The organism is Akkermansia muciniphila (assembly GCF_002884975.1).
Classification (GTDB): Bacteria; Verrucomicrobiota; Verrucomicrobiia; order Verrucomicrobiales; family Akkermansiaceae; genus Akkermansia; species Akkermansia muciniphila_C.
Genome location: NZ_PJKB01000002.1, coordinates 450,372 through 473,317, shown reverse-complemented (window position 1 = coordinate 473,317; position 22,946 = coordinate 450,372). Strand labels below are relative to the sequence as shown.

17 protein-coding genes are annotated in these 22,946 nt (G+C 60.2%); 6 read left to right on the top strand and 11 right to left on the bottom strand.

The annotated features are described in order from the left end of the window. Window positions 1-12: 12 nt before the first annotated feature. The 5 genes from CXU21_RS08125 to CXU21_RS08105 all read right to left on the bottom strand — a co-directional run bounded on the left by CXU21_RS08125 (window position 13) and on the right by CXU21_RS08105 (window position 5,335). The gene (locus CXU21_RS08125; protein WP_180972725.1) at window positions 13-1,068 is read right to left on the bottom strand and encodes a 3'-5' exoribonuclease YhaM family protein; all 1,056 of its coding nucleotides are present in this window, start codon (window positions 1,066-1,068) and stop codon (window positions 13-15) included. A gap of 77 nt (window positions 1,069-1,145) precedes the next feature. Further along, window positions 1,146-3,260 (bottom strand): alpha-L-fucosidase, encoded by a 2,115-nt coding sequence (locus CXU21_RS08120; protein ID WP_102725677.1) that lies wholly within the window; start codon window positions 3,258-3,260, stop codon window positions 1,146-1,148. A gap of 163 nt (window positions 3,261-3,423) precedes the next feature. Continuing rightward, window positions 3,424-4,398, bottom strand: a complete 975-nt coding sequence (locus CXU21_RS08115) for a permease (RefSeq protein ID WP_102725676.1) — start codon at window positions 4,396-4,398, stop codon at window positions 3,424-3,426. Continuing rightward, complete coding sequence (locus CXU21_RS08110; RefSeq protein WP_102725675.1) at window positions 4,395-4,931, bottom strand: MTH895/ArsE family thioredoxin-like protein; 537 nt, start codon at window positions 4,929-4,931, stop codon at window positions 4,395-4,397. Before CXU21_RS08110 ends, CXU21_RS08115 begins: the two co-directional genes overlap by 4 nt. A gap of 77 nt (window positions 4,932-5,008) precedes the next feature. Next, the gene (locus CXU21_RS08105) at window positions 5,009-5,335 is read right to left on the bottom strand and encodes an ArsR/SmtB family transcription factor (protein WP_102714813.1); all 327 of its coding nucleotides are present in this window, start codon (window positions 5,333-5,335) and stop codon (window positions 5,009-5,011) included. 169 nt (window positions 5,336-5,504) lie between these two features. Here CXU21_RS08105 and CXU21_RS08100 point away from each other — a divergent pair, with 169 nt between their 5' ends. The 3 genes from CXU21_RS08100 to CXU21_RS08090 all read left to right on the top strand — a co-directional run bounded on the left by CXU21_RS08100 (window position 5,505) and on the right by CXU21_RS08090 (window position 9,424). Then, complete coding sequence (locus tag CXU21_RS08100; protein WP_102725911.1) at window positions 5,505-6,338, top strand: deoxyribonuclease IV; 834 nt, start codon at window positions 5,505-5,507, stop codon at window positions 6,336-6,338. A gap of 140 nt (window positions 6,339-6,478) precedes the next feature. Further along, on the top strand, window positions 6,479-7,768 hold the full coding sequence (gene eno / locus CXU21_RS08095; protein WP_180971640.1) for a phosphopyruvate hydratase: 1,290 nt from the start codon (window positions 6,479-6,481) through the stop codon (window positions 7,766-7,768). Window positions 7,769-7,936: 168 nt separating this feature from the next. Then, window positions 7,937-9,424 carry a hypothetical protein gene (locus CXU21_RS08090; protein WP_102725674.1) on the top strand — a complete coding sequence of 496 codons (1,488 nt, stop codon included), beginning with the start codon at window positions 7,937-7,939 and terminating at the stop codon, window positions 9,422-9,424. Between the two features lie 17 nt (window positions 9,425-9,441). Here CXU21_RS08090 and CXU21_RS08085 read toward each other — a convergent pair whose 3' ends face one another. Then, complete coding sequence (locus tag CXU21_RS08085; RefSeq protein ID WP_180972724.1) at window positions 9,442-10,131, bottom strand: SWIM zinc finger family protein; 690 nt, start codon at window positions 10,129-10,131, stop codon at window positions 9,442-9,444. Window positions 10,132-10,323: 192 nt separating this feature from the next. On the opposite strand from CXU21_RS08085, the gene argH reads away from it, so the two are divergent. Both argH and CXU21_RS08075 read left to right on the top strand, forming a co-directional pair. After that, window positions 10,324-11,691, top strand: coding sequence for an argininosuccinate lyase (gene argH / locus CXU21_RS08080; RefSeq protein WP_180972723.1), 1,368 nt, complete (start codon window positions 10,324-10,326; stop codon window positions 11,689-11,691). Between the two features lie 135 nt (window positions 11,692-11,826). Next, complete coding sequence (locus CXU21_RS08075; protein WP_102725910.1) at window positions 11,827-13,506, top strand: SulP family inorganic anion transporter; 1,680 nt, start codon at window positions 11,827-11,829, stop codon at window positions 13,504-13,506. 6 nt (window positions 13,507-13,512) lie between these two features. Here the strand turns inward: CXU21_RS08075 and CXU21_RS08070 are convergent, their stop codons facing one another. Further along, complete coding sequence (locus CXU21_RS08070; RefSeq protein ID WP_102725671.1) at window positions 13,513-13,845, bottom strand: winged helix-turn-helix transcriptional regulator; 333 nt, start codon at window positions 13,843-13,845, stop codon at window positions 13,513-13,515. A gap of 99 nt (window positions 13,846-13,944) precedes the next feature. Here CXU21_RS08070 and CXU21_RS08065 point away from each other — a divergent pair, with 99 nt between their 5' ends. After that, the gene (locus CXU21_RS08065; protein WP_180972722.1) at window positions 13,945-14,799 is read left to right on the top strand and encodes a nitroreductase family protein; all 855 of its coding nucleotides are present in this window, start codon (window positions 13,945-13,947) and stop codon (window positions 14,797-14,799) included. Between the two features lie 9 nt (window positions 14,800-14,808). On the opposite strand, the gene CXU21_RS08060 is transcribed toward CXU21_RS08065, so the two are convergent. From CXU21_RS08060 to CXU21_RS12670, 4 genes are all read right to left on the bottom strand, one after another. Beyond that, complete coding sequence (locus CXU21_RS08060) at window positions 14,809-15,336, bottom strand: hypothetical protein (RefSeq protein ID WP_102725669.1); 528 nt, start codon at window positions 15,334-15,336, stop codon at window positions 14,809-14,811. 15 nt (window positions 15,337-15,351) lie between these two features. Continuing rightward, window positions 15,352-15,843: a transcriptional regulator NrdR gene (gene nrdR, locus CXU21_RS08055; protein ID WP_012419886.1), complete on the bottom strand. Its 492-nt coding sequence runs from the start codon at window positions 15,841-15,843 to the stop codon at window positions 15,352-15,354. Window positions 15,844-16,132: 289 nt separating this feature from the next. Next, entirely contained in the window at window positions 16,133-17,689 is a 1,557-nt protein-coding gene (locus CXU21_RS08050; protein ID WP_102725668.1) for a sialate O-acetylesterase, read from the bottom strand. A 176-nt stretch (window positions 17,690-17,865) separates the two neighbouring features. Beyond that, complete coding sequence (locus tag CXU21_RS12670) at window positions 17,866-22,458, bottom strand: beta strand repeat-containing protein (protein WP_428992370.1); 4,593 nt, start codon at window positions 22,456-22,458, stop codon at window positions 17,866-17,868. Between the last annotated feature and the right edge of the window lie 488 nt (window positions 22,459-22,946).

Below are 22,946 nucleotides of genomic sequence, written 5' to 3'. Positions count from 1 at the left end.
CCGGGGAAAAGCTTACTGCATGGCGTCCACGCCGTCCCGTTCCAGGGGAAGAACGGAAGGCAGCGGAAGAACGACGTTGGCAGGCAGGGGGGCCTTGCGCTGGAGCACCTTGGGGGCCAGCGCCTCGCTCGTCTCATAGGCGCCGCGGAACATCTCCAGCTTGGCGTCCAGATTGTCAATGTAATGCAGGGCCACCGCCTCCGGGGTCTTGGGGAACACGGGAGAGCCGAAGGCCAGTTCCCCGTGGTGGGAGGCGATCAGGTGCAGCAGGTGCATGCGCACGTCCGGGGAGGCGGGGTCCAGCGTCTTCCAGGATTCCGCTTCCGGAAGGGCCATGATGCGCTTCCACAGATTGTTGACCAGTTCAATGCCCAGCGGAATGTGGCCCAGCAGTTCCCCGGCTTCCGAATAGGGCATCGTGAAATCCTCCTTCGGGTAGCAGTTTTCCCACAGCTTCCCGCAGTCGTGAAACAGGCATCCGGCCAGCAGGAGGTCGCGGTTCAGCTCCGGATTCGCCTGGCAGACGGCAGAGGCCGTACGCATCATTCCCGCCACATGCTCCACCAGTCCGCCGCGCCGGGCGTGATGGTAAGTGCGGGCGGCGGCGGCGCGCTGGAGGCGTTCCCCGAACTGTTCGATGAATTCAATGCACAGGGCGCGAATGCGCGGATCATTCATGCCCTTGATGAGCACGCAAATCTCCTTCAGGTCCGCCTCCTGCTTTTTCTTCAAGGTTCCGGACCCGGCCAGGAAGCTTTCCTTCTCCTGTTCGTCCAGCAGCCGCACATCCAGATCGGCCGCTTCCATGCCGAAGCCCCCCTTCGTCCACTGGCCGCGCAGGCTCACGAAACTGCGGAGAGGCAGGGAGGCCAGCGTGCGGAACCAGGGCTTGTCCTCCCACACCTTCAGTCCCATCGTCCCTTCCGCATCGGCAAAAGACACGTCCAGATACGGCTTGTTGCTCTTGGTCATCTTCTGCGCGCACTGGGCGATCTGGGCAAAAACTTCCGCTTCCACCTGGCCCTCCGCGGCCAGCTTGCCCAACTCCATGAGACTGACTTGTTCCATGCGGGCCATCTTGCCCCGCTTCCCTCCATCCGTCAAGAAAACGCCGGAGGACTGCGATGATAAAAAAAGGAAACCGCTTATTTTTCCAATACTCCCAACTCGGCAACGGCAACATGGCTGCCTTCCACTACCCGCTTGCCTACAAAACGCAGGTAACGGGCTTTCACGGGCGTCTCCAGGTCAATCCGCTGCGGAACGGGATTAGCGCGGATATTGGAAAACTCCCCCTCCGCGGCGGGAGCTCCCCAATCGTTTCCGTCCGCACTCAGGTAGACGGCGTAGCGGTCAACCGTCCCCTTTGCGGAATCCTTGCGGGGCGTGTAGATGACGGCGGCAACGTTGACCGGACGCCCCATGTCGATTTCCAGCGCCTGCGGAGGAGCTATTTCCCCCTGGGCGGCATGCGTATGCCAGAGGGTGGAGGGGTCGCCGTCAATGGCCAGCTCCGGAGCGGCGGCGCTTCTTTCCCCGGCCGCCACCTTCCAGTCCCGCGTGGGGACGGGGATGATCTGCGCGGTTACGGAAGACCTTCTGCCGCGGTATTCGCTTACCGCCTTCACCGTCCCCCCGGCAGGGAGAAGGAAAGGCTCCCTGTACACGGCGGACTGCGGGCCGGGGTCCGTTCCGTCCGTGGTGTACCTGGTCACCACGCCCTCCGCGGATGCCAGGGTCACCCGGCCATCGCGGTCGTAATTCACTGCCGGAGCATTCAGGATAACAGGGTACTTCCACAGGGAAACCTCGCACAAGGCCGGAACGGCCCGGGACTCTTCCAGCACCACGCGCACTTCATCCGCCGTCACGGGCCTGCCCTTCAAAAGAACCCTGGCTCCTATGCTGGAACCTTCCGTCCATTTGCTCCAGCGGCCGTTTTCACGCACCTCCACGCGGAACTTGCGCACCCTCTGCCCCAGTTGGACGGGTTCCGCCAGCCGGATGACGTCAAACGCCGCAGGTTCCGGCAATTTCAACGCCAGGCAGGGATTTTTATCTTCCGGAGCGGCCGCCCAGTACGTCGCCCGCTTCCGGTCCAGAACCTGTTCCGGGCCGTGCCCCTTCCATGAGGAGGAGGAATCCGCCCGTGCCCCGGAAGCGAAGTTGCGGGAATACAGTTCATTCAGCAGCGCACGGAAACCCGCCAGGGACTTTTTATCCTCTTCATGAATGCGGCCGCGGCGGTCCGGCGGCACGTTCAGATTCAGGTTGGCCCCTCTGCCCACGCTGTCAAAGTACAGCTTCAGCAGATTCTCCGGTGTCCGGACGCGGGAATTCTCATGCTCATGCCAGAACCAGCCGGGACGGATGGAAACATCCACTTCCGCGGGAATCCAGTACTTGCCGTCCACGGTGCCTTCCGTGCCCAACTGGTAGCGCACGGTGCCGGGCGCGGGTTCCGTCCCGGCTTGCAGCGGAACGGGGGTGTACGTGGCCCAGCAGGGATAGCCCGCATAACCGCTTTCGTTCCCCACCCAGCGGGCGCCCGGCCCCACGTCGGAAAAAATCACCGCTCCGGGCTGCCGTTTCTTCAGTTCCCCCCACGTCGTCTTCCAGTCGTAATACGTGCTCCGGTCAATGGAGCGCTTCTCCCGCGCTCCACCGTAATAGCCGTCCCCTCCGTTCGCTCCGTCAAACCACGCCAGGAAAACGGGGCCGTATCCCATGGACAATTCCTTCAACTGCTCACGGTACATTTTGATATATTCCGGGGTGCCGTAGGAGGAAGCGTTGCGGTCCCACGGAGACAGGTAAATGCCGAACCTGACGCCGTACTTTTTGCACGCTCGGGAAATTTCCTTCACCACATCGCCCTTCCCCTGCTTCCACGGGGAGGCCGCCACGCTGTGCCGGGTGGTCTTCGTGGGCCACAGGCAGAAGCCGTCATGGTGCTTGCAGGTCAGCACCACTCCCTTGAACCCGGCGTCCGCCAGCGTCTTTACAATTTCGTCCGCATTGAAATCGGAAGGATTGAACAGCTCCGGCTTTTCGTCGCCATAACCCCATTCCTTCCCGGTAAAGGTATTGATGGTGAAATGAATGAAGGCATACATCTCCATATCGTGCCATGCCAGTTGAGCCGGAGAAGGAACAGGCTTCAACGGGGAAACCCCATTCTTCACTCCCGCTTCCGCCAACCCGGCGGCCAGCATGCAGGTTCCCATAAGGACAGGGGTCAACTGATTCAATCTTCTCATCAAATGTATAACTAACGTTCGGAACTATGTACGCTCCGGGCATCCCGTTCTTTCAGACAACTCTACGAGTTAAAGCCGTACCGCCCGCTGAAGATGGCCTGTTTCCCGCAATCGCGGGAGAAACGGGGCGCCTGCGCTTTTTTCCTTTTCCGCCCATCAGGGATTATGGAGCAATCAATATATTGAACACGTATCCGGACAGAATGATAAACGCCGTCACTGTTCCGAAGAAAATCCAGATCAGCTTCCAGGTCATCACCTTCTTCAGAAGGGCCGCCTCCGGCACGGAAAGCCCTACCGTCGCCATCATGAACGCTATCGCCGTGCCGATCGGAACGCCTTTCGCCACAAACACCTGGATCACCGGAACTATCGCCGCCGCATTCGCGTACATCGGAACCGCGCAAATTACCGCAACCGGCACCGCCCACCAATGCTCCCGGCTCATGGACGCTTCAAAAAATCCCTCCGGCACATAGCCGTGCACCGCCGCTCCCATGGCGATGCCGATCACCACATACAGGGCCACTCCCTTTACGATTTCCCACGCATCATGCATGATGACGGCCCATCTCTTCCGGAACGGCGTCCCCTTCCGCTCCCACGCTCCGCTTTCCTCCCCGGACTGGACAAGCAGCCCCCGTATCCAGGGGGACAGATAGCGTTCCAGCCTGAACCTCTGCAGCACAGCCCCTCCCATCATCCCCAGCAAAATGCCGGAGACCGCATAAATCACCGTGATCTTGAACCCGAACGCCCCCAGGAACAGGGCGATGGCAACCTCATTCACCAGAGGCGATGTGATCAGGAAGGCAAACGTCACGCCCAGCGGAATCCCTCCTTTCACAAAGCCGATGAACAGGGGAATGGAGGAACATGAACAAAACGGCGTGACCGCCCCGAACAGGGCGGCGAAAAAATACTGAAACCCGTAGAGCTTCTTTGTCGTCAAAAACACGCGGATGCGTTCCACCGGGAAATAGGCGTTCACCACGCCCATGAAAAGACTGATCGCGTACAGCAGGAAGAGGATCTTCACCGTGTCGTACACGAAGAAGTTGACCGCCTCCCCCATACGGGTATGGGGAGCGAACTCCAACACCCCGTAAACCAGCCAGTCGGCAAAATCCTGAATCATAACCGGGAAGAATTCTCCTGCCTCTCTGCGGAAACAGCCGGGCGGGGAGGTTCCCCGCCCCCGGAACGTTCCCGGTGATTCATCATCTTAACCACCGCCAGCAGAATGAGCAGCGCCGCAGCCCAGACGGCAGCCCTTTTCCATCCGCCCTTTCGCCTGGAGGAAGCGCTGCCGCAGCAGCCCCCTCCTCCGCACCCGCAGGAACCTGCCTCCGTATGGGGAACATTCCCCTTTACTGCCCTTGAATCCTCCGGCCTTCCGCTACAGCAACCCTTCTCCGGAGAATCCGCTTGAAGCGCTTTTTGGAGCATCCTCCTGATTTCATCCCGGGAAGGTACCGTGCCGGAAACAAGAATCCTACCGTCCACCTCAAGAGCCGGGGTTTCCAGCACTCCGGCGGCGGCAAGTTGCGCGGCATCCGTCACCTTTTCCGGAAGCGGTTCCAGACAGAGTTCCCGCATGACCTGCTCCGTCACCTGCGCCAATGCCGTACATTTGGCGCACCCCGGTCCGTAAATTACTATCTTCTTCATGTAATTATTGATTTATATTTTTAAGAATATCAAAATGTATGAATAAAAAATACTGAACAAACTGAATACCAATACCGTTATCCCTTTAACGCCGGGCTTTCCTGCAAACACGACAGCACGCTGCTGAGGCAGGGGCAGCACAGGGAATAATACACATTTTTCCCCCGCTGCTCACAGGACACGATCCGGCTGTTCTTCAACACGTTCAAATGGCTGGAAACGGTAGACATGTCACGTCCGGAATCCTTCTGCAGTTCGCAGACGCAGCGTTCTCCATCCAGAAGCATCTCCACAATCATGAGGCGCACGGGATGCCCCAGCGCCTTGAAAACACCGGCAAGAGGTTCCAGCTCCTTGACGGAGTGAACCGGACGGAATGAAGAGGTGCAGGAACAATCGGACATAAGCAATGGATTTATTATTTTTAAAATCGTAAAAATGTCAATCTGTTTTCCCGCCACGGCCATGACACACCACGCAGGCACAACGCACAGAGGCAGCCGCTTGAAATCATCCCCCATGCTGGACACGGCAATTCCCTTCCGATATGCTCGTTTACACACCTTTACCGCCATGCTGTACATCGGATGCCACCTCTCCTCCGCAAAAGGTTACGAAGCCATGGGCAGGGTTGCCCTTTCCATCGGCGCCAACACCTTCCAGTTCTTTTCCCGCAACCCGCGCGGAAGCAAGGCCAAGGCCATTGACGAACCGGACATTGCCCGTTTTCTGAAGCTGGCGGAAGACAACGGCTTCGGCACGCTGCTGGCGCACGCCCCTTATACGCTGAACCCCTGCTCCGCTGACCCCAAAGTCACCCGCTTTGCGGCCCAGGTGCTGAGGGAAGACCTGGAGCTCATGGAGTATCTGCCGGGCAACCTTTACAACTTCCATCCCGGCAGCCACGTGGGACAGGGAGTGGAAAAAGGCATTGAACTGGTGGCAGACCAACTGAACGGCGTGCTTGCTCCGGACCAAAAAACCACCGTTCTGCTGGAAACCATGTCCGGCAAGGGAAGCGAGCTCGGCAAGACCTTTGAAGAACTGGCCGCCATCATTGAGCGCGTGGACCTGAAAGAAAAGCTGGGCGTCTGCCTGGACACCTGCCACGTTTATTCCGCCGGGTACGACATCGTCAACAACCTGGACGCCGTGCTGGAACAGTTCGACTCCGTGCTGGGCCTGGAACGCCTGCACGCCATCCACCTGAACGACAGCATGACGCCTTTCTCCTCCTTCAAGGACCGCCATGAAACCATCGGCAAGGGGAGCCTGGGAGAACAGGCCTTCATCAACATCATCAACCATCCTTCCCTCCGGGAAGTGCCCTTTTTCCTGGAAACGCCCCGGGACGACGCCGGGCACGGCGAGGAAATAGCCTGGCTGAAAGAACATTACCGCGGCTGAGCTTGATTCCCGGATCAACCGGGTTGCCTGTGATGGAGAAAAAGCTTGCATGCGCGCCGGATACGGGATACATAAGGCCCGTAAATTAGTTTAAACTAATTCCAATATCTGCTTTTCAAGGCAGAACCCATCCGGCTTTTATGAAAGAAATGCGCATCGCAAAAATAACAGGGCGTGAAATTCTGGATTCACGCGGCAACCCCACCATTGAGGCGGACGTTTATCTGGAAGGCGGAGCCACAGGCACAGCGGGCGTCCCCAGCGGAGCTTCCACCGGGGAACATGAAGCCTGGGAACTCAGGGACGGCGATACGGCCCGGTACCAGGGCAAAGGCGTCACCAAAGCCGTGGACAATATCCGCAACGTCATCGCCCCGGCCCTGATCGGCCTGGAAGCGACGGAACAAACCACGGCGGACGCCCTCATGAGCTCCCTGGACGGCACCTTCAACAAGGCCAAACTGGGAGCCAACGCCATTCTGGGCGTTTCCCTGGCGCTTGCCAAGGCGGCGGCGGCTCAGCTGCAACAGCCCCTGTACCGCTACCTGGGAGGCCCGAACGCCAAGGTTCTGCCCGTCCCCATGATGAACATCATCAACGGCGGCGCCCACTCCGACGCGCCCATCGACTTCCAGGAATTCATGATCGTTCCGTCCGGCGCGCCCACTTTCCGGGAAGCCCTGCGCTATGGCGCGGAAGTCTTTCATGCCCTGAAATCCGTCCTGCACAGCCGCGGCCTTTCCACCGCCGTGGGTGATGAAGGCGGCTTCGCCCCCAGGCTGAACTCCGCGGAAGACGCGCTGGACTGCATCGCCCAGGCCGTGGACAAGGCCGGCTACCGGTTCGGGGAAGACATTTCCATTGCCCTGGACGTGGCTTCCTCCGAATTCTACGATCCGGAATCCGGACTGTACGTTTTCAAGAAGTCCGACGGCAGCCGCAGAACCGCCGCGGAACTGACGGATTACTACGTGGAACTGAAGAAGAAATACCCCATCGTCTCCATTGAGGATGGCTGTGCGGAAAACGACTGGGACGGCTGGAAAATCCTGACGGAAAAACTGGGCAAAAGCACCCAGCTCGTCGGGGACGACCTCTTCGTCACCAACGTTGAATTCCTCAGAAAAGGCATTCATCTGGGCGTGGGCAACTCCATTCTGGTGAAGGTAAACCAGATCGGCTCCCTGACGGAGACGCTGGATGCCGTGGAGCTGGCCATGGGCAACCGCTACACCGCCGTTATTTCCCACCGCTCCGGGGAAACGGAAGACGCCACCATCGCGGACATCGCCGTGGGGACCAACGCCGGCCAGATCAAGACCGGCTCCCTGAGCCGTTCCGACCGCATGGCCAAATACAACCGCCTTCTCCGGATTGAGGAGGAACTGGGGGAATCCGCCCGCTACGGCAACGGATTCGGCCTGTTCTGACCCCTTTTGCCGGAACTGGTATAAAGCAACCAAATCCCCGGTCGTCGTGAGGCGGCGCGGGGATTTTTCATTCTCCGGGGTAATTGCATCCTTTTCTTTGGGACAAAATATGCAATGCTGGGCTTTCGGATTCCGCATTGCCAAAAAGCCCCATCTCCGTTCCGCGCCATGTCTCCCAGCCTTTCCCTGCCCACACGCCCCCTGCTGTGCGCGGCACTGGCGTACCTGGCGCTTCCTCTGGGCCTCTTCCTGTGGGGATGGCTGCATCCCGCCTTCTCCGTTCCGCTTTGCGCCGCACTGGCGTATGGATTGTACGCCTGCACCCGGAATCTTCCGGAACAGCGGCTTCCTCTGAAAGTCCGCGGACTGGCCGTGCTGGGCTTTCTGTCCGCCTTCTGCCTGCTGCTGGTGCTGCTGTGCGGCTTCACGGGCCATTGCCAGCAGCACGCGGACTTTGCGGTCCGCAACGCCGTTTACGAACAGCTCGCGGCAGGCTCCTGGCCCCTCGTCATGGCGGACGGGCGCCACTTCATCTACTATCTGGGCCATTGGCTGCCTCCCGCGCTGGCCGCCTCCTGCTGTCCGGATGCATGGGCTCCCTGGCTGCTGGCCCTGTGGACCTTCCTGGGGCTGGAACTGGCGTTGCTGGTGGCTGCCTCCCGCTGGGGCGTCCGTCAAACGGCCTGGTGGGCGCTGGTTCTCTTCTGCCTGGGATCTCCGGCAGCGGCGCTGGACTGCCTGGGAATGCCCCTCCCCTCCCTGTTCGCGGAATACAATGCCCAGATGGTGCTGTTCATCGGCATGCCCGCTCAACTCTTCAACACGTTCAACCATGCCGTTCCGGCGCTGTTGTGCGCCGTGCTTATTCTGACCCGCTCCCTGCCTGCCGCGGGATATTATTTCATGGGGGCATTGCTGCTGCCGTCCTCCCCGCTGGGCGCTCTTCTGCTCCTTCCGTACATAGTGTATGAAACCCTGTTCCGCCGCCCAACGGAGCAGGAACCGTTTTCCCGGCTCCGGTCCCTCCTGCTCCAGCCGGCTTTCTGGGTTGCCTTCCTGTGCGCGGCGGTCATGGCCGTCTTTTATGCCCATCTGGACGGTGGGGGGCAGTTTTCCTGCCTTTTTGCCGGGAAGTATGCGGAAATCTACCACTACGGCCAGCAGCGGCTGCTGCTCTATCCCGGCTCCGTCAAATACGCCAGCTTCCTGCTGGCTCTGGCCCTGGGCGTTCTGCTGCCGGGTGCGCTGCTCTTTCAAGCATGCCGGAGGAATCCGCTGTATTACATCACGCTGGGGATGATGGCAGGCAGCCTCTTTTTCCGCACGGGCATCATGAATAATGAACTTCTCTTTAAAGCCCCGGCGGTCCTCTATCCCTTCCTCTCCCTGCTCTTTCTCCATGCCTTCCGCCAGGGGGGCACGAAATACCGGACACTCCTGATTCTTTACCTGGCCTGCACGGCCCTTCCGTCCCTGCAATGCATGATGGAAAAAGCGGGTACGTTCTCCACCCGGGCAAGCACTATGCAGGAGCATCAGCTGACGGCGCACGGCGGCATGCTTGACCGCCGGAAAGACCCCGTCTGCCGCCAATTCGTCAAAAAGGACGGCCATCCCCTCCCCGCCTGGCTGTTCAAGACCGGAACAAGGCCATAACGTCACGGCGGCGGGAATCAATCCAGCCTGATGCCGAACATGTCCGACAGGGACCCGGCATCCTTGTCCAGCGCGTCTTCTCCGCCGGGAACGGCTTCCGGAGCCTTCGGAATCAGGGCGGAGGCGTCCATTCCGCGCAGGGTGAACAGCAGTTCCGGCTGTTCGTCCAGCATCACGCCGAAGGCATACAGGACCGCGGACGCATGCTTGCACAAATCCGCCCAATCCGGGCAGGAACAGGAAAAACGCCACTCTTCCGGCGCGGGGAACAGGCCGCCCTCCGGATCGCACAGGATTTCCAACAGCTCCGGGGAAAGGTTCCCCTTCAGCAAGTCAATCCAGGAACCGATATGCCCGGCGCACCGCGCACGCAGCCGGGCAAGCGCCTCTTCATCAGGAGGGGCGGCATGCACGCAGACCTCATACAAATGCTCCCCCATCACCAGCGCGTCAATGCGGCCAGGGGCCGCTTTCACATCCAGAACGCAGCCATAGCGCAAGTAGGCGCGCCCGGGGGCCAGCCGCATGCCGTACACCTCGCACGCGGCCAAGCTTTTCATCCATTCCTTTCCCCAGAACTTTTTCGCCAGATTTCGCCCGGAAGCCGTCACGGGATGCAGCTCCATCCCCTCCGCAGCCAGTTCCGCCGCCTTCTCCTCAGCGCGTTTCCGCAAATCCGCCCGTTTCAGGGGCTTTTCATCATCCATGCACACGGAGCTATGGTAACATATGCGGCCCTCTTGCCACAGGCAAAAGGCAGCCATGCGCCGTTTCCCTTTTTCTTCCGGCCTCATTCCGGTTTTCCAGGCACACGGATTTTCTCCCGTTCCGCGGAATCTGCCTCCATTACCCATTTCAGGCTTTTAAAACGGAAGCTCCTGGGGCACAACATGTGGGTCATGTGGAAAGGCAGATTTTCTAAACCCACCGCTGATCTGGTTCAACGCTACGGCGAATCCGTCTCCTACGACTGGAGGCTCTTCCGCCAGGACATTGCCGGATCCATCGCCCATGCGCGGGCACAGCTCAAGGCAGGCCTGCTCACGCAGGAGGAGTTCAACGCCATTGAAGCCGGGCTTCAGGACATCCTGAAGGACATTGAAGCCGGGAACTTCACCTGGAGCCGTGAGCTGGAAGACGTGCACATGAACATTGAAAGCGAGCTGACCCGCCGCATCGGCGCGCCGGGTGCCAAGCTGCATACCGCACGCTCCCGCAACGACCAGGTGGCTACGGACACACGGCTTTACTGCCGGGCGGAGATTGATGAAATCCTGGAAAAAGTGCGCCATTTGCAGCGCGCGCTGGTCATGAAGGCGAAGGAGTATGCGGACGCCATGATGCCGGGCTATACCCACCTGCAGCGCGCCCAGCCCGTCACGATGGGCCACCATTTGCTGGCTTACGTGGAAATGCTGAACCGGGACGCGGACCGCCTCACGGACTGCCGCAGGCGCCTGAACGTTTCCCCGCTGGGTTCCGGAGCCATCGCCGGCTCCACCATCTGCCTGGACCGCCGCGGAATTGCCTCAGAACTGGGCTTTGACGCCGTGACGGAGAATTCCATGGATGCCATTGCCGACCGGGATTACATCATGGAAACCCTCTTTGACCTGGCCGTGATCGGCGCCCACCTCTCCCGCATGAGCGAGGACGTCATCCTGTGGTGCACGGCGGAATTCGGCTTCGCCACCCTGTCGGACGCCCATACCACGGGCTCCTCCCTGATGCCCCAGAAGAAAAATCCGGACGTCGCCGAACTTACCCGCGGCAAGACGGGACGCCTGTACGGCAACCTTACTGCCGTGATGGTGGCCGTCAAGGGGCTGCCCCTGACCTACAACCGCGATCTCCAGGAAGACAAGGAACCCCTGTTCGATTCCATTGACACGATCAAGCTGGCCCTGGACGTCAACGCGGAGATGATGGCCGCCATGACGGTCAACACGGCCCGGGCCCTGGAAGCGGCTTCCGATCCCATGCTGCTGGCTACGGACCTGGCGGATTACCTGGTGCGCCGCGGCGTTCCCTTCCGGAAGGCTCACGAACTGGTCGGAAAAGCCGTCGCCATGAGCATTTCCACGGGTACGCCCCTCAACCAGTTGAGCGATGAACAGTTCGCCTCCATTTCAGACGCGTACGGAACCGACGCGCGCGACGTATTTGAATTGACAAAAGCCTTCGCCCAGCGTACCAACCCGGGGGCTCCCAATTCCGAGAATACCCGCCGCCGCATCGCCTACTGGGAAGACATTCTTTCCAAATAACACTGCCTGCGGGGAGCGGACGGAACGGGGAACCTGCCGTCCGTCTCCGCGGCGCGCCTCCGGGTGCAGGAAGGGGACGTTTTACCCCCCACCGGCGGCGGCATTCCACCACAGCCGGCCAACATCCCGGCAGCCATGTTCAGACCTGCTCTCCTTTCCTCTCTCAAGACCTATACCAAGCAAACTTTTCTGGCGGACCTCTTCGCAGGGCTCACCGTAGGCGTGGTAGCCATCCCGCTGGCGATGGCCTTTGCGATTGCATGCGGACTCTCTCCCACCCAGGGCCTCGTCACCGCCATCGTGGCCGGCTTCCTCATTTCCCTGTTCAGCGGAAGCAAGTACCAGATAGGCGGCCCCACCGGCGCCTTCGTCATCATCATCATGGGCGTGCTGGAACAGTACCACGCGTCCGGACTGCTGGTCTGCACGCTGATGGCGGGCCTCTTTCTCATTATCCTGGGCTTCTGCCGCATGGGGGCGCTCATCCGCTTCATCCCGTTCCCCGTCACCACGGGCTTCACCTCCGGCATTGCCGTGGTGATTTTCTCCACGCAGATCAAGGACATCTTCGGCCTCACCATCACGGAAAAAATTCCCGGCGACTTCATTGAAAAATGGGCTTGCTACTTCAACTACTTCCACACCATCAACTGGGCGGCGCTGGCGCTGACCGTCGGCACCGTCGCCATCACCCTGCTAAGCCGCCGCTTCTGGCCCAGGGTGCCGGCCATGCTGGTGGGCATGCTGGGCATGACCGCCGTTTCCGTAGCCTTCTCCCTGCCCGTGACCACCATCGGGCAGGCCTTCGGCAGCCTTCCGAACACGCTTCCCCTCCCTTCACTGCCCCACATTGAATGGCACAACCTGGGGGCGCTGACGGCTCCGGCCTTCACCATCGCCCTGCTGGCGGCGATTGAATCCCTGCTGAGCGCCTCCGTAGCGGACGGCATGACCGGAGGCCGCCACAAGCCCAACATGGAGCTGATCGCCCAGGGCATCGGCAACATCGGGTCCGCCCTGTTCGGCGGCATTCCGGCCACCGGGGCCATCGCCCGCACCGCCACCAACATCAAGGCGGGGGCCAAAAGCCCGGTTTCCGGCATGATTCACGCGGTGACCCTCCTTGCCATCCTGATGGCCTTTGCCCAGTACGCGCAGCAGATTCCCCTGGCCGTGCTGGCGGGCATCCTGACAGTGGTGTGCTACAACATGAGTGAAATGCACACGTTCAGCCGCCTGCTGAAAGGGCCGCGGCAGGATGCGGCGGTGCTGGTGATCACCTTCCTGCTGACCGTCTTTGTGGACCTTGTCGTAGCCGTGGAGGTGGGCGTGGTGCTTGCCGCCCTGCTCTTCATGGGCCGCATGGCCCAGATCAGCGACGTTTCCGCCATTAAAAACGAGCTGCTGGACAATGACGAGGAAGACGACGGCAACCGTTCCGCCGCCAAACTCAACATCCCGGAAGGCGTGGAAGTTTTTGACGTGAAAGGCCCCTTCTTCTTCGGCGCCGTGGAACAGTTCAAGGACCAGGTGCTGGAAACGCTGGAGCACGATACCAAGGTAGTCATTCTGCGCATGCGCCTGGTTCCCGCGCTGGACGCCACCGGACTGAACGTTCTTTCCGACTTCTGCCACCAGTGCCGGGAGCACGGCTCCACCCTGCTGGTCTGCGGCGTGCAGCCGCAGCCGCTGGATGTCATCCGCCACGCGCCCTTTTACCGGGAACTGAAACGCTACAACATTTGCGAGAATATTGACGCCGCCCTGACCCGCGCCCGCAAGATCATCAACGGTCCCGCGCCAAAACACCTGTAACGGCGGCTACTCCCCCCGTGCGGCCAGGTAGGCCGCGCCCCATTCATTCATGGCTTCCAGTACGGGCAGCACGCTCCTGCCGAAGGCCGTCAGGGAATATTCCACCTTGGGCGGAATGACGGGATATACCTTGCGTTCCACTAATCCGTCCGCCTCCAGTTCCCGGAGCTGCTGGGTGAACATCTTGGTGGTGGCCTCCGGGATCAGGCGGTGCAGCTCGTTAAACCTCACGGGAGCCTTCTGGTAAAGGTGCCAGAGGATGACAATCTTGTACTTCCCGCCGATCAGGGAAAGCGTGACGCCGCAGGGGCAACGGTAGGAGGATGAAGGCTTTTTCATCGTTGCAGTATCTTTTTTGACACTATATTACAAAATAGTGCCTACTTGTCAAAAACTCCCTGCCTTCCTATGCTGGCGGGAACTCCAGTACATACAAACATGAAACTGACCATTGACCCGGACAAGTGCATCCACTGCCATTTATGTGAAAAAGCCTGCTTCCTCACCCGCTTTTGCGGCTTTGATTCCCTGGAAGGGGCGGCGGAACAATACTGCATCGGCTGCGGCCATTGCGTAGCCGTCTGCCCGCGGCAGGCCATTACCCACTCCGGAGTAAAAAGCACGGAACTCATAGGCCCCGTTCCGGGCGAAGCGGAAGTGCTGAACCTGCTGATGAAAACCAGGAGCGTGCGGCATTTCAAACCGGACCCCGTCAGCCGAGAAACGTGGAACGTCCTGCGCCGCGCGGCGGAATACTCCCAGTCCGGCCTGAACGCCCAGAGCATCGGCCTGACGGCGGTGGAAGGCCCGGATACCCTTTCCAGCGTCAGAAAAGCCCTCCTGCGCATGTACGACAAACTGGAAAGGATGGCCGGTTCCCCGGTCACCCGCTTTCTGGGGCGCCTCTTCATGGCCACGCAGGATTACGAGGCCGTACTCTCTGAAAGCGCCACGCAGCCTCTGCGCAGACGGGCGGCGGAGCGGGGGGAAGACCCCGTTCTGTACGGAGCTCCGGCCCTGCTCCTGCTGACCGGCCCGGCGTCACAAACCGCGAGGGAAGACGCTACGGTCCTCTCCCAGAATGTCATGCTGGCCCTGACCGCGCGGGGGCTGGGGAGCTGCTACATGGGCGGCCTGGTCCTGGGATGCAGGGTTTTCAAGTACAAGCCGCTTCTCCGCGCCCTGGATTTGCCGAAAGGCCAGGCGGTCCATCAGGCCCTTGTACTGGGCACGCCAACCGTACAGCTCAAGCGCATGCCGGAACGGAAGCAGCATGAAATCAGGTTCCTGTAAACCTTCCCGTCAATGGTTCCTTTCCTGCTCCTCATAGCGGGAAAGGAGGAAATCAAGGTCTTCCAGCAGGGTCTGGCAGGAACGGTCCCACCGCTTCCTGCCCTGGAGCGCCATCACGCATTCCTTCCTTCCGGTAAAGCAGTATTTGGTAATGCCGTGCCCCTGCAATTCCTCCACCTGCTTTTTCAGCTCACAGGCGAAAAACAGCCAGAACGGCACGCTGCGGGCAATCTCCGCCACGCTGACCGTCATGGGCGGCGTCTCCTCCTTCAGCTCCTTTGCCAGGTGCGCCAGCCCCACCTCCGTGAGCATGCGGCGCAGGCGTTCATACAGCTCAGACACCCGCATGACGGACAGGTCGCACTCATGCTCCAGATAATAGCGCACGGAGGCCAGCAGGTCATCCTTGAACGGCAGGGTGGTTCCGGCGCGCCGGGCGGCATGTTCCAGGGCATCCGCCAGCCACTGTTCCCCGTACTCGGTGATCAGGCAATCACCAAGCTTGAGCAGCGGTCTGTTGTTTCTGAAGCCGATCATGAAAAGATAAGGAACTTAAAGGATGGGAAGCTTGCGCTGGAGGGGATCAATCAGCGTCTGGTGGCGCATCTGCGTGATCTCCTGGATGAACTCCTCCACATTGGAAAACTGGCGGTACACGGACACGTAGCGGATGTAAGCGACGGGATCGATGGCGTAAAGTTTTTCAATCACTTTTTTGCCGATCTCGCTGGAGGGGACTTCGCGCAAATGGTCGCGGTGCAATTCGGAAATGATTTCTTCCACGGCGCGGTCCAGGCGGTCCATGCTCACGGGCCTCTTTTCACAGGCTTTCACCAGGCCGCGCAAAATCTTTTCGCGGTTCAGGGCTTCCCGCAGGTTATCCCTCTTCACCACGCGCAGCTCCGTGCGTTCGATCTGCTCATAGGTCGTGTAGCGGTAATCGCATCTCAGGCACACGCGGCGGCGACGGATGGTCGTCCCGTCCTTGGACATACGGGAGTCAATGACCTTATCCTCCAAATGACCGCACTGAACGCATCTCATGACACGACCATACTACCACATAACGCATCCATAAAGGAAAAAGTACGCCAAATATAGTACAGAGGCCTTAATGGTCAGCATTTCCCAACCAAGGCTTCCTGTGAATAAACCGGGGATAAAAACACTCCCGTCCGCGTTTCCGCACGGGTTGACGGAGATGCCGGAATTGTGAATAAGGGGTAGGCAGGCTTCCACAGCCTCCGGGTGTGAAGACACATTTTTCCTGCCTCCCGAACGGAAAAGAGCTGCCAGGGAGAAAGAGCCGCACAGGGCCTCTTATGCCCGCCCGTTACGGATTCACCGTACCGCCCTGGTTGACGACACTGCCCGCAGGCAGTTTAACGCCATTCAGATTTAGAACAGCGCCGTCCTTGACAAGTATTCTGCCCGGATTCAAAGCCTGTCCCTTCATCTCCTCCAGGGACATTTCCACCTTTCCGGACAACGTCCAGGAACATTTCAGGGAGGCGGCCTGCACCCTCTTTAACACGACGCGGGCCACTCCCGCCGCTTCCGGTCCGCCTTCCACACGGGCCACCTGCACTTCCGCCTGTCCGGACAAGCGGACGGGGAGGGCTTTGTCCTGAACCGGCGAGGGCTTGAGCTCCACGGTAGAGCCTCCCGGAATATTCCAGGCCTGACGGCCCGCAAGCTGTACATTTGTCTCCAACTGCAAATTCTTCCCCTCCGCCAGGCGGATGCCTCCCGGCCCAAGCACCAAACGGTCCCCGGAGCCTCCTCCTTGGCTCTGAATAATCACGGTATTAACGGCGGGGTCCTCCACACGGATGCCGAACAGCTTCACCACGCCCGATACAATGCTGGGTTTTACGGAAGAAGCCAAGTTCCACACGCCCACGTTTTTCCCCGGCATTTTCCGGTTCATCCAGGCATCCGGAGAACCGAGAGGAGCCTCATAGCGGCCGCTGCGGACGGAGCCGGTATCCTTCCCGGCCAGACGGGCGGCTTCATAGGCAAAGCGCGCGCCAATGCTGATCTGGGACTGGCCGTTGTAATGTACCCCCATCTGGTCGCCGGCAGTCAGCTTGGGAAGGTCCCTGGTAGGGGCATAGCCCAGGGACGGACGGGAGGCGGCCAGCTCCTTCATCACCTGGTGGGTCGTTTTTCCCTGAACTTCGGTATCGCGCCCTTCCAGGCCGCCGGTAACATTGCCCGTCTCCGGATCGCTTTCATTCTTTCCGGCCCAGTTGGCATTCTCGCCAATGACAGCTCTCTGTGCGGCCAGGGCGGACGTATCCCCGTACGGTTTCAAGTCCGCCGCCAGATTGCCCAGAAGCTCCAGAAAACGGGAAGCGCTTTCCGGAACGGAAGCGCCGATATTGCTTTCCCCCTGCAAATACAGCAGCCCGGCAAACTCCACTTTGGAGTGCTTGGACTTGTCTACCGCGGCACAGGCGTTTTTGACGGCCTGCACCAGCGCCTTGTAAGCCTGGCCGTTCTTTTGCCAGTGGGAATTGTCGCCGCCGTCCCTGGAAGCCTTCACGACCGCCACGTCCGCATCCCTGAACCATCCGTTCTTTTCCAGCGTAAAGGCAAACCCGTACTCCGGCCCCATGCACAAACTGCCGTTATACCGCGGCATGGCGGGCCGTACCTGCTCCCAGGACGTGGAAGCTCCGGGGAATACCCCTTCCCTCTGGCCGAAGTTCTCATGCCAGTAGAGCGTATTCTCCGGCTCATACTTCTTCAACAACTCCGGAGAAGCGGGACTGCCCTTCACGGCTCCCAGGGAATTGGATTGGCCCGTCAGCAAAAAAATCTTCAATTCTTTTGCGGAGCATACCGAAACAAGGCACAGGAACAGGAAGGACAGCAGATAGGTCATTTGAGTTAACAATTGCGGGAACACCACTATAACTGCCGGAATTTTCCTTTTCAATCGTCAACTGCCGGATATGGAAGCAGGAAGGAGGAGGAAAAGGAAAAGACCAGTTCTGCTTCCATGCTCCCGATGGACAGCATACGACGGCTCCGACAGAAGACATGTACTAAATGTTCCACTTAGCCTGAGGCTAGATTCAAGGAGACAAGAAAACGAACAGGCCCCAACAGTGATGGGACTGTTGGGGCCTGATGAAAAAAATCNGCCCACCGCTTGCTCTGGTAGCGGCCGAAGAGGTTGGCGTAGTAGCTGTCCAGGTGGCCGTCCGCCGTGTCCGCCGCGCTGGCCGTCAGGTCGCCGTAGTTGGCCGTGAAGGCCGCTCCCATGGTGAAGTGGTCGCTGAGATCCACGTCCATGCCCACGGTGCCGCCCCAGGTGGTGAGCTGGTAGCCGCTTTCATCTCCCTTGGTGTCCAGCTTGGCGTAGGAGCCCGTGCCTTCCATCCACATGTGGAAGTAGGGGAGGTCTTCGTTGATGTAGGCGGGGTTGACGCCCATGAGGGTGGTGCGGTTCCTGATCCAGCCCATCTGGTCGCGCAGGGCGTCCTTCTGGGCCGTGCCCAGCGCGTTGACCGTGCTGCCCGCTACAGCGGCCATCACCCGCTTCGCTTCCGAGGGGTTGGAAGACGTCAGGGCTCCCACGGCGTCATCCACCTTCTTGAGGATGGAATCCGCAGCCAGGTCGCCGGGCAGGTTCCAGAGAAGTTCCGCACCGGCCCTGGAGTTGACCGTATCCGCAAGACGGGCGTATTTATTGTCCTTGGATGCCGTAGCCACCAGAACGAGGTTGCCGTTTTCCATCACCAGGTACGCATCGTTTTCAAATTTCTTGAAGGCGGAGGAGGAGGGATCCAGCAGGATAGCCAGCCTGTCGCTTCCACCCAGGTCGATGGTTCCATCAGCATGCATGAGCGTGTAGCTGCCGTCCGCGCCCAGCGTCAGTTCATTCTTGCCGGTGGAGCTGAGGGTGATTTCCGCTCCCTGGCTGATGCTGATATTCCCGGTCACGCTGATGATGGGTCCGGCGTAGTCCGTATTGAAGGTGAGGTTCGTGCTGGAACCGTCGCCCAGCGTCAGGCTGCTGAGGGTAAGAGCCGTATTGGCTCTCGGGTCTTCTACCGTGCCGCCCATCTTGATATTGAGGCGGCCCGTGTTGTTGATCGCCCAGTTGCTGCCCGCGGCGGTGATGACGTTGTCAAGGGTTTGTCCCGCATTGCCGGAGATGTTGAGCTGCCCGCGACCTTCCAGCGTGCCGCTGAAGACGGAGCCGCTGCCCGAATTGCCGGTATTGACGGCCAGAGCGCCGCCATTGCTCTTCAAGGTTCCCTGGCCGCTGATTCCGGCAACGGTGTTGCCGGTGGTTGAGCCAAGGTCAAGCGTGCCTGTAGAGTCATCATCCTTTACCAGGTCCAGCAGAATGCCTCCCTGGAGGGCTGCCGTGCCGGAAAGGGCCAGCGTATCATGAAGGGCAAGCGTGCCGCTGCCCTGGATGGTGCTGGCGGAAAGGCTGCTGGCATCGTTAATGGTGAGGGTGGCTCCGCTGCCGATGTTCAGGTCTGCGCCTTCGCCGCTGTCCGTCAGGTCTCCCATGACGGTATTACGGTTGACGTCCAGAACCACGCCTTCCGCCGTGCCTGCCAGCACCACATGGTTGAAGCTGCTGCCATCACCATTCAGAGTGAGCGTGCCGCCTTCCATGCGGAGGGTGTCCGTCACAAAGGAGCCGTTGACCGTGAGCTTGCCCGTGTTCTGCTTGATGAAGGTGACTCCGTTTTCCCCGACGATGCTGCCGCCCATGATGGAATCCGCCCCGGCATAATCATCCGGCGCGGGCAGTCCCGTTTCCAGGCGTTCGTTGTTGAGGATGACCACGGCGTTTCCTCCGTCCGCATTGGTGTTTTCCACTTTCAGCGTGCTTCCCGTTGCGCCCAGCAGGTTGTTGATGACCGCGCCGTCACCGTCGGTGTCGCCGGGGGCCCCCGCCAACTGGACGGTAAGCGTCTTGTCCTGGGCGATCACCACGCCGGCGTACATGCCCAGCGTGCCGTAGTTCGTGACCGTATCGGGATCAGAGGAGGCGGTGCCGTCCACCATGTAAAGGCCGCTGACCTGGCCGCTGAGGACCAGGCTGCCGCCGTCGGTGCCCGTCACGCGGATGCCGTAGTTGGAAAGTATCTTGCTGAACTGGATGTCGCCCAGATTGGCGCATTCCAGCGTTCCGGTCGTCAGCGTCAGCCAGCTTTCCACCCCGGCGTCCTTGTGGGCGACGAGGGTGTTTACAATGGCGTCAATATCCAGATTGACCGTGGCGGAATCATTGATGACGAGCTTGCCGTCTCCCTGGTCAATGATGGCCGTACCGGCCGCGCCCTGATTGACGTTGTCCGCACCCAGGGTGAGGTTCAGCGTTTCCGTAGCTCCCGCGCCCACCGTAATGTCTCCGGAGACGTTGGTAAGCTTGCCTCCGGCAGCCAGGGTGATGCCCTTCAGCATGTCGCCATTGGTGCCGCCCAGGTTGATGCTGACGGCGGAATCCACCACGATGCCCGCGGTGGCGCCTTCACCACGCGTCATGGCGGAGGTCAGTGATCCGTTAACGATTTTCAGCGTTCCCGCTCCGTTCAGTACAGTACCGGCCCACTGGCCGGCCTTGTCCGCCGTGCCAAGCTGGACCACGGCGCCGGCATTCGTGATGCCGAGGGCACCCGTAGCGGTATTGGCCTGATCCAGGATCAGGGTGCCCGTCCCCGCATGCGTCAGGTTGGAGTTGCCCTGCACCAGCGCATTCAGCACCAGTTCCGCGTTATTGTAATTGACGTTGTACTGCGCGGCCAGGGAGGCGTCCGTAGAGCCCGTGTTGCCCGCCAGGATGGCGCCGTCTCCAAAGACGGTATTCCCCGTGCCTGTGACGCTCGCACCGCCGTTGCCGAAGTTCCAGACCTGGCGGCTGTTGTTGGCGGAGGTTTCATTGGTGGACAGGGTTCCCGAGAAGTCCTTGAGGGAGCCCGTGAGGATATTGGTCATCCGCACGTTCGTGGCCATGCCCCATGCGCCCGAACCGGAAAGATTCCCGGTGAAGGTGTACGTGGCGCCGGAGGAACCGTTCTGCATTGTGCCGTGGGCGTCACCAATCTCAAAGTTGGCGGCCGTCGTGCCCGCGGTGAAGAAGAAGCCCTTGCCGTCTATGAAGACAGTGCCCCCTCCCAGCGTATTTCCTGCGCCGAAGGCCACCCAGTTGGCATTGGAGCTCATATTTTCTCCGTTGCCGATCAGTTCCAAGCGTCCCGTGAAGTTGGTGTTCCCGGTATTGGAGATGTTGACCTGTCCCGCGGTATCCGCCGTTCCGATGGTGATGGTACCCGCGCCGTTGAGCTGGGCATGCAGGTTGACGGTTCCGCCGGAAAGGGCCAGGGACGCGCCTTCACTTACGCTGACGATAGTGGAATTATTCGGATTCACACCGATGGTCGCGCCGCCCGTGAAGGCAAGCGTTCCTTCTTCCACGGTAAGGTGGGCCAGGGTATTCCCGGAGTATCCCAGCGCCAGCGTGCCGTCCCCCGTCTTGGTCAGCGTGGTTCCCGCTCCCATGACGTCAGCCGTCAGTCCGGCCCAGGAGACAGTGTCCCCTGCCCCGATTACGGAAACGTTAAGGGCTCCTCCGTCCCCAACCTTGACGCGGCTGGAAACGTCATATCCCGTCACGTCCGTACCGGCGGCGGAGTCTGCATAAGCCAGCGTGCCGCCGTTAAAGGTGATGTCACCCGCCGTACCCAGCGCGCCGTCCGCGCCGATGGTGAGAGTGCCTCCGTTGAGCGTCGTGCCTCCGGTGTAGGTATTCGCCAGGTTCAGGGTGACGTCGGCCGTTCCGTTCACGGTGAGCGTGGTGGGAGACACGGAGTCCGCAATAAAGCCCGCGCTGTCAGGATCACTGACCAGCGTATAAGTGCCGCTGTTGAAGACGACGCTCTTGGGCGTCACGGTTCCGGAGACTTTCACTTCACCCTCTTCCGCTGCGGAGAAGTAGATTTCCTGGTCGTTCAGCGTGTCCACGCCCGTCAGCTTGGTGGTCCAGCCGTCGATGTTGGTGTTGATCCACTTGCGGTCCGTTCCGCCGTTCCAGACAAAACCGTTGTCTCCGCTGACGTCCACGACTTTCAGCACGAGCTGGTTGTTTTCCACCACGATGGAGTATTCAAAGCCTTCCCGGGTGATGTCCGGCGTCCAGGTGAAGGAATCCGTGGTCAGGCTTCCCGCCGCAGCCCACTGGGCCAGGACGTAGTCGGATGCTTCCAGTTCACCATAGTTGTTGATGGTCAGCGTGCAGGTGGCATCCGTCAGAGCCAGGGCCCCTGCCTGGATATTGATGATCGGGCCGTTTGCCACCACGCCCGTCATGTCAAAGGTCAGTGTGGCGCCGCTGTTCAGCGTCAGGGCGGAGGCGGTGGTCATTTTGGCGCCCGCGCCCATGGAGATGCTGCCCAGGGTCATGGCGTTCGCATTCGTGAATGCCAGCGTTCCGGCCTGGACGTTCGTCAAGCCCGTATAGGTATTCTGCCCGGAGAGGGTCAGCGTGCCGGAACCCACTTTCGTCAGGCCGCCGGTGCCGGAAAGAACGCCGCCAAGAGTGATATTGGTGGAAGCCTGGTCATTGTAGGACCTGGTCCCCGCATCATACTGGCGGGTATCAACCGTTACATTGCCCGTGAGAGTCATGTTATAGGCGGAAGACCAGCCTTCCGCCGCCGTCGTCCCCAGCGTGCCGGAATTCATGTTCAGGACAATGGTATTGGCATTGCCGGAAGCAGTCATGCCTCCCGCGCCGAGGAGCAGGGAACCGCCATTCAGATTAATGGTGGCGCCCTTGGCAGCGGCTCCAGCCCAATTCTGCCCCAGATCAAGCGTCTGGGCCAGGACCATGCCGCCTTGTTCAATGTTCATGACTCCCTTCCCGTCGCGGGAAATCCGCAGGGTGCCGGTGATATTCATCACGGCATCCTTCTTAATATTAAGAGTCGTCGTTCCATTGAACTCATAACGGCCGATAAAACTTCCGGCGGTTACGGAAGCACCGGAACCCAGCGTCCAGCTGCACGCCGTGCCATTTGTAGCCAGCACCCTGTATTCTCCTGTAATATCGACGTTTCCATTCAGGACATTCGTCCCTACAGCAGACACCAGCGTACCGGCCCCGGTAATCGTAT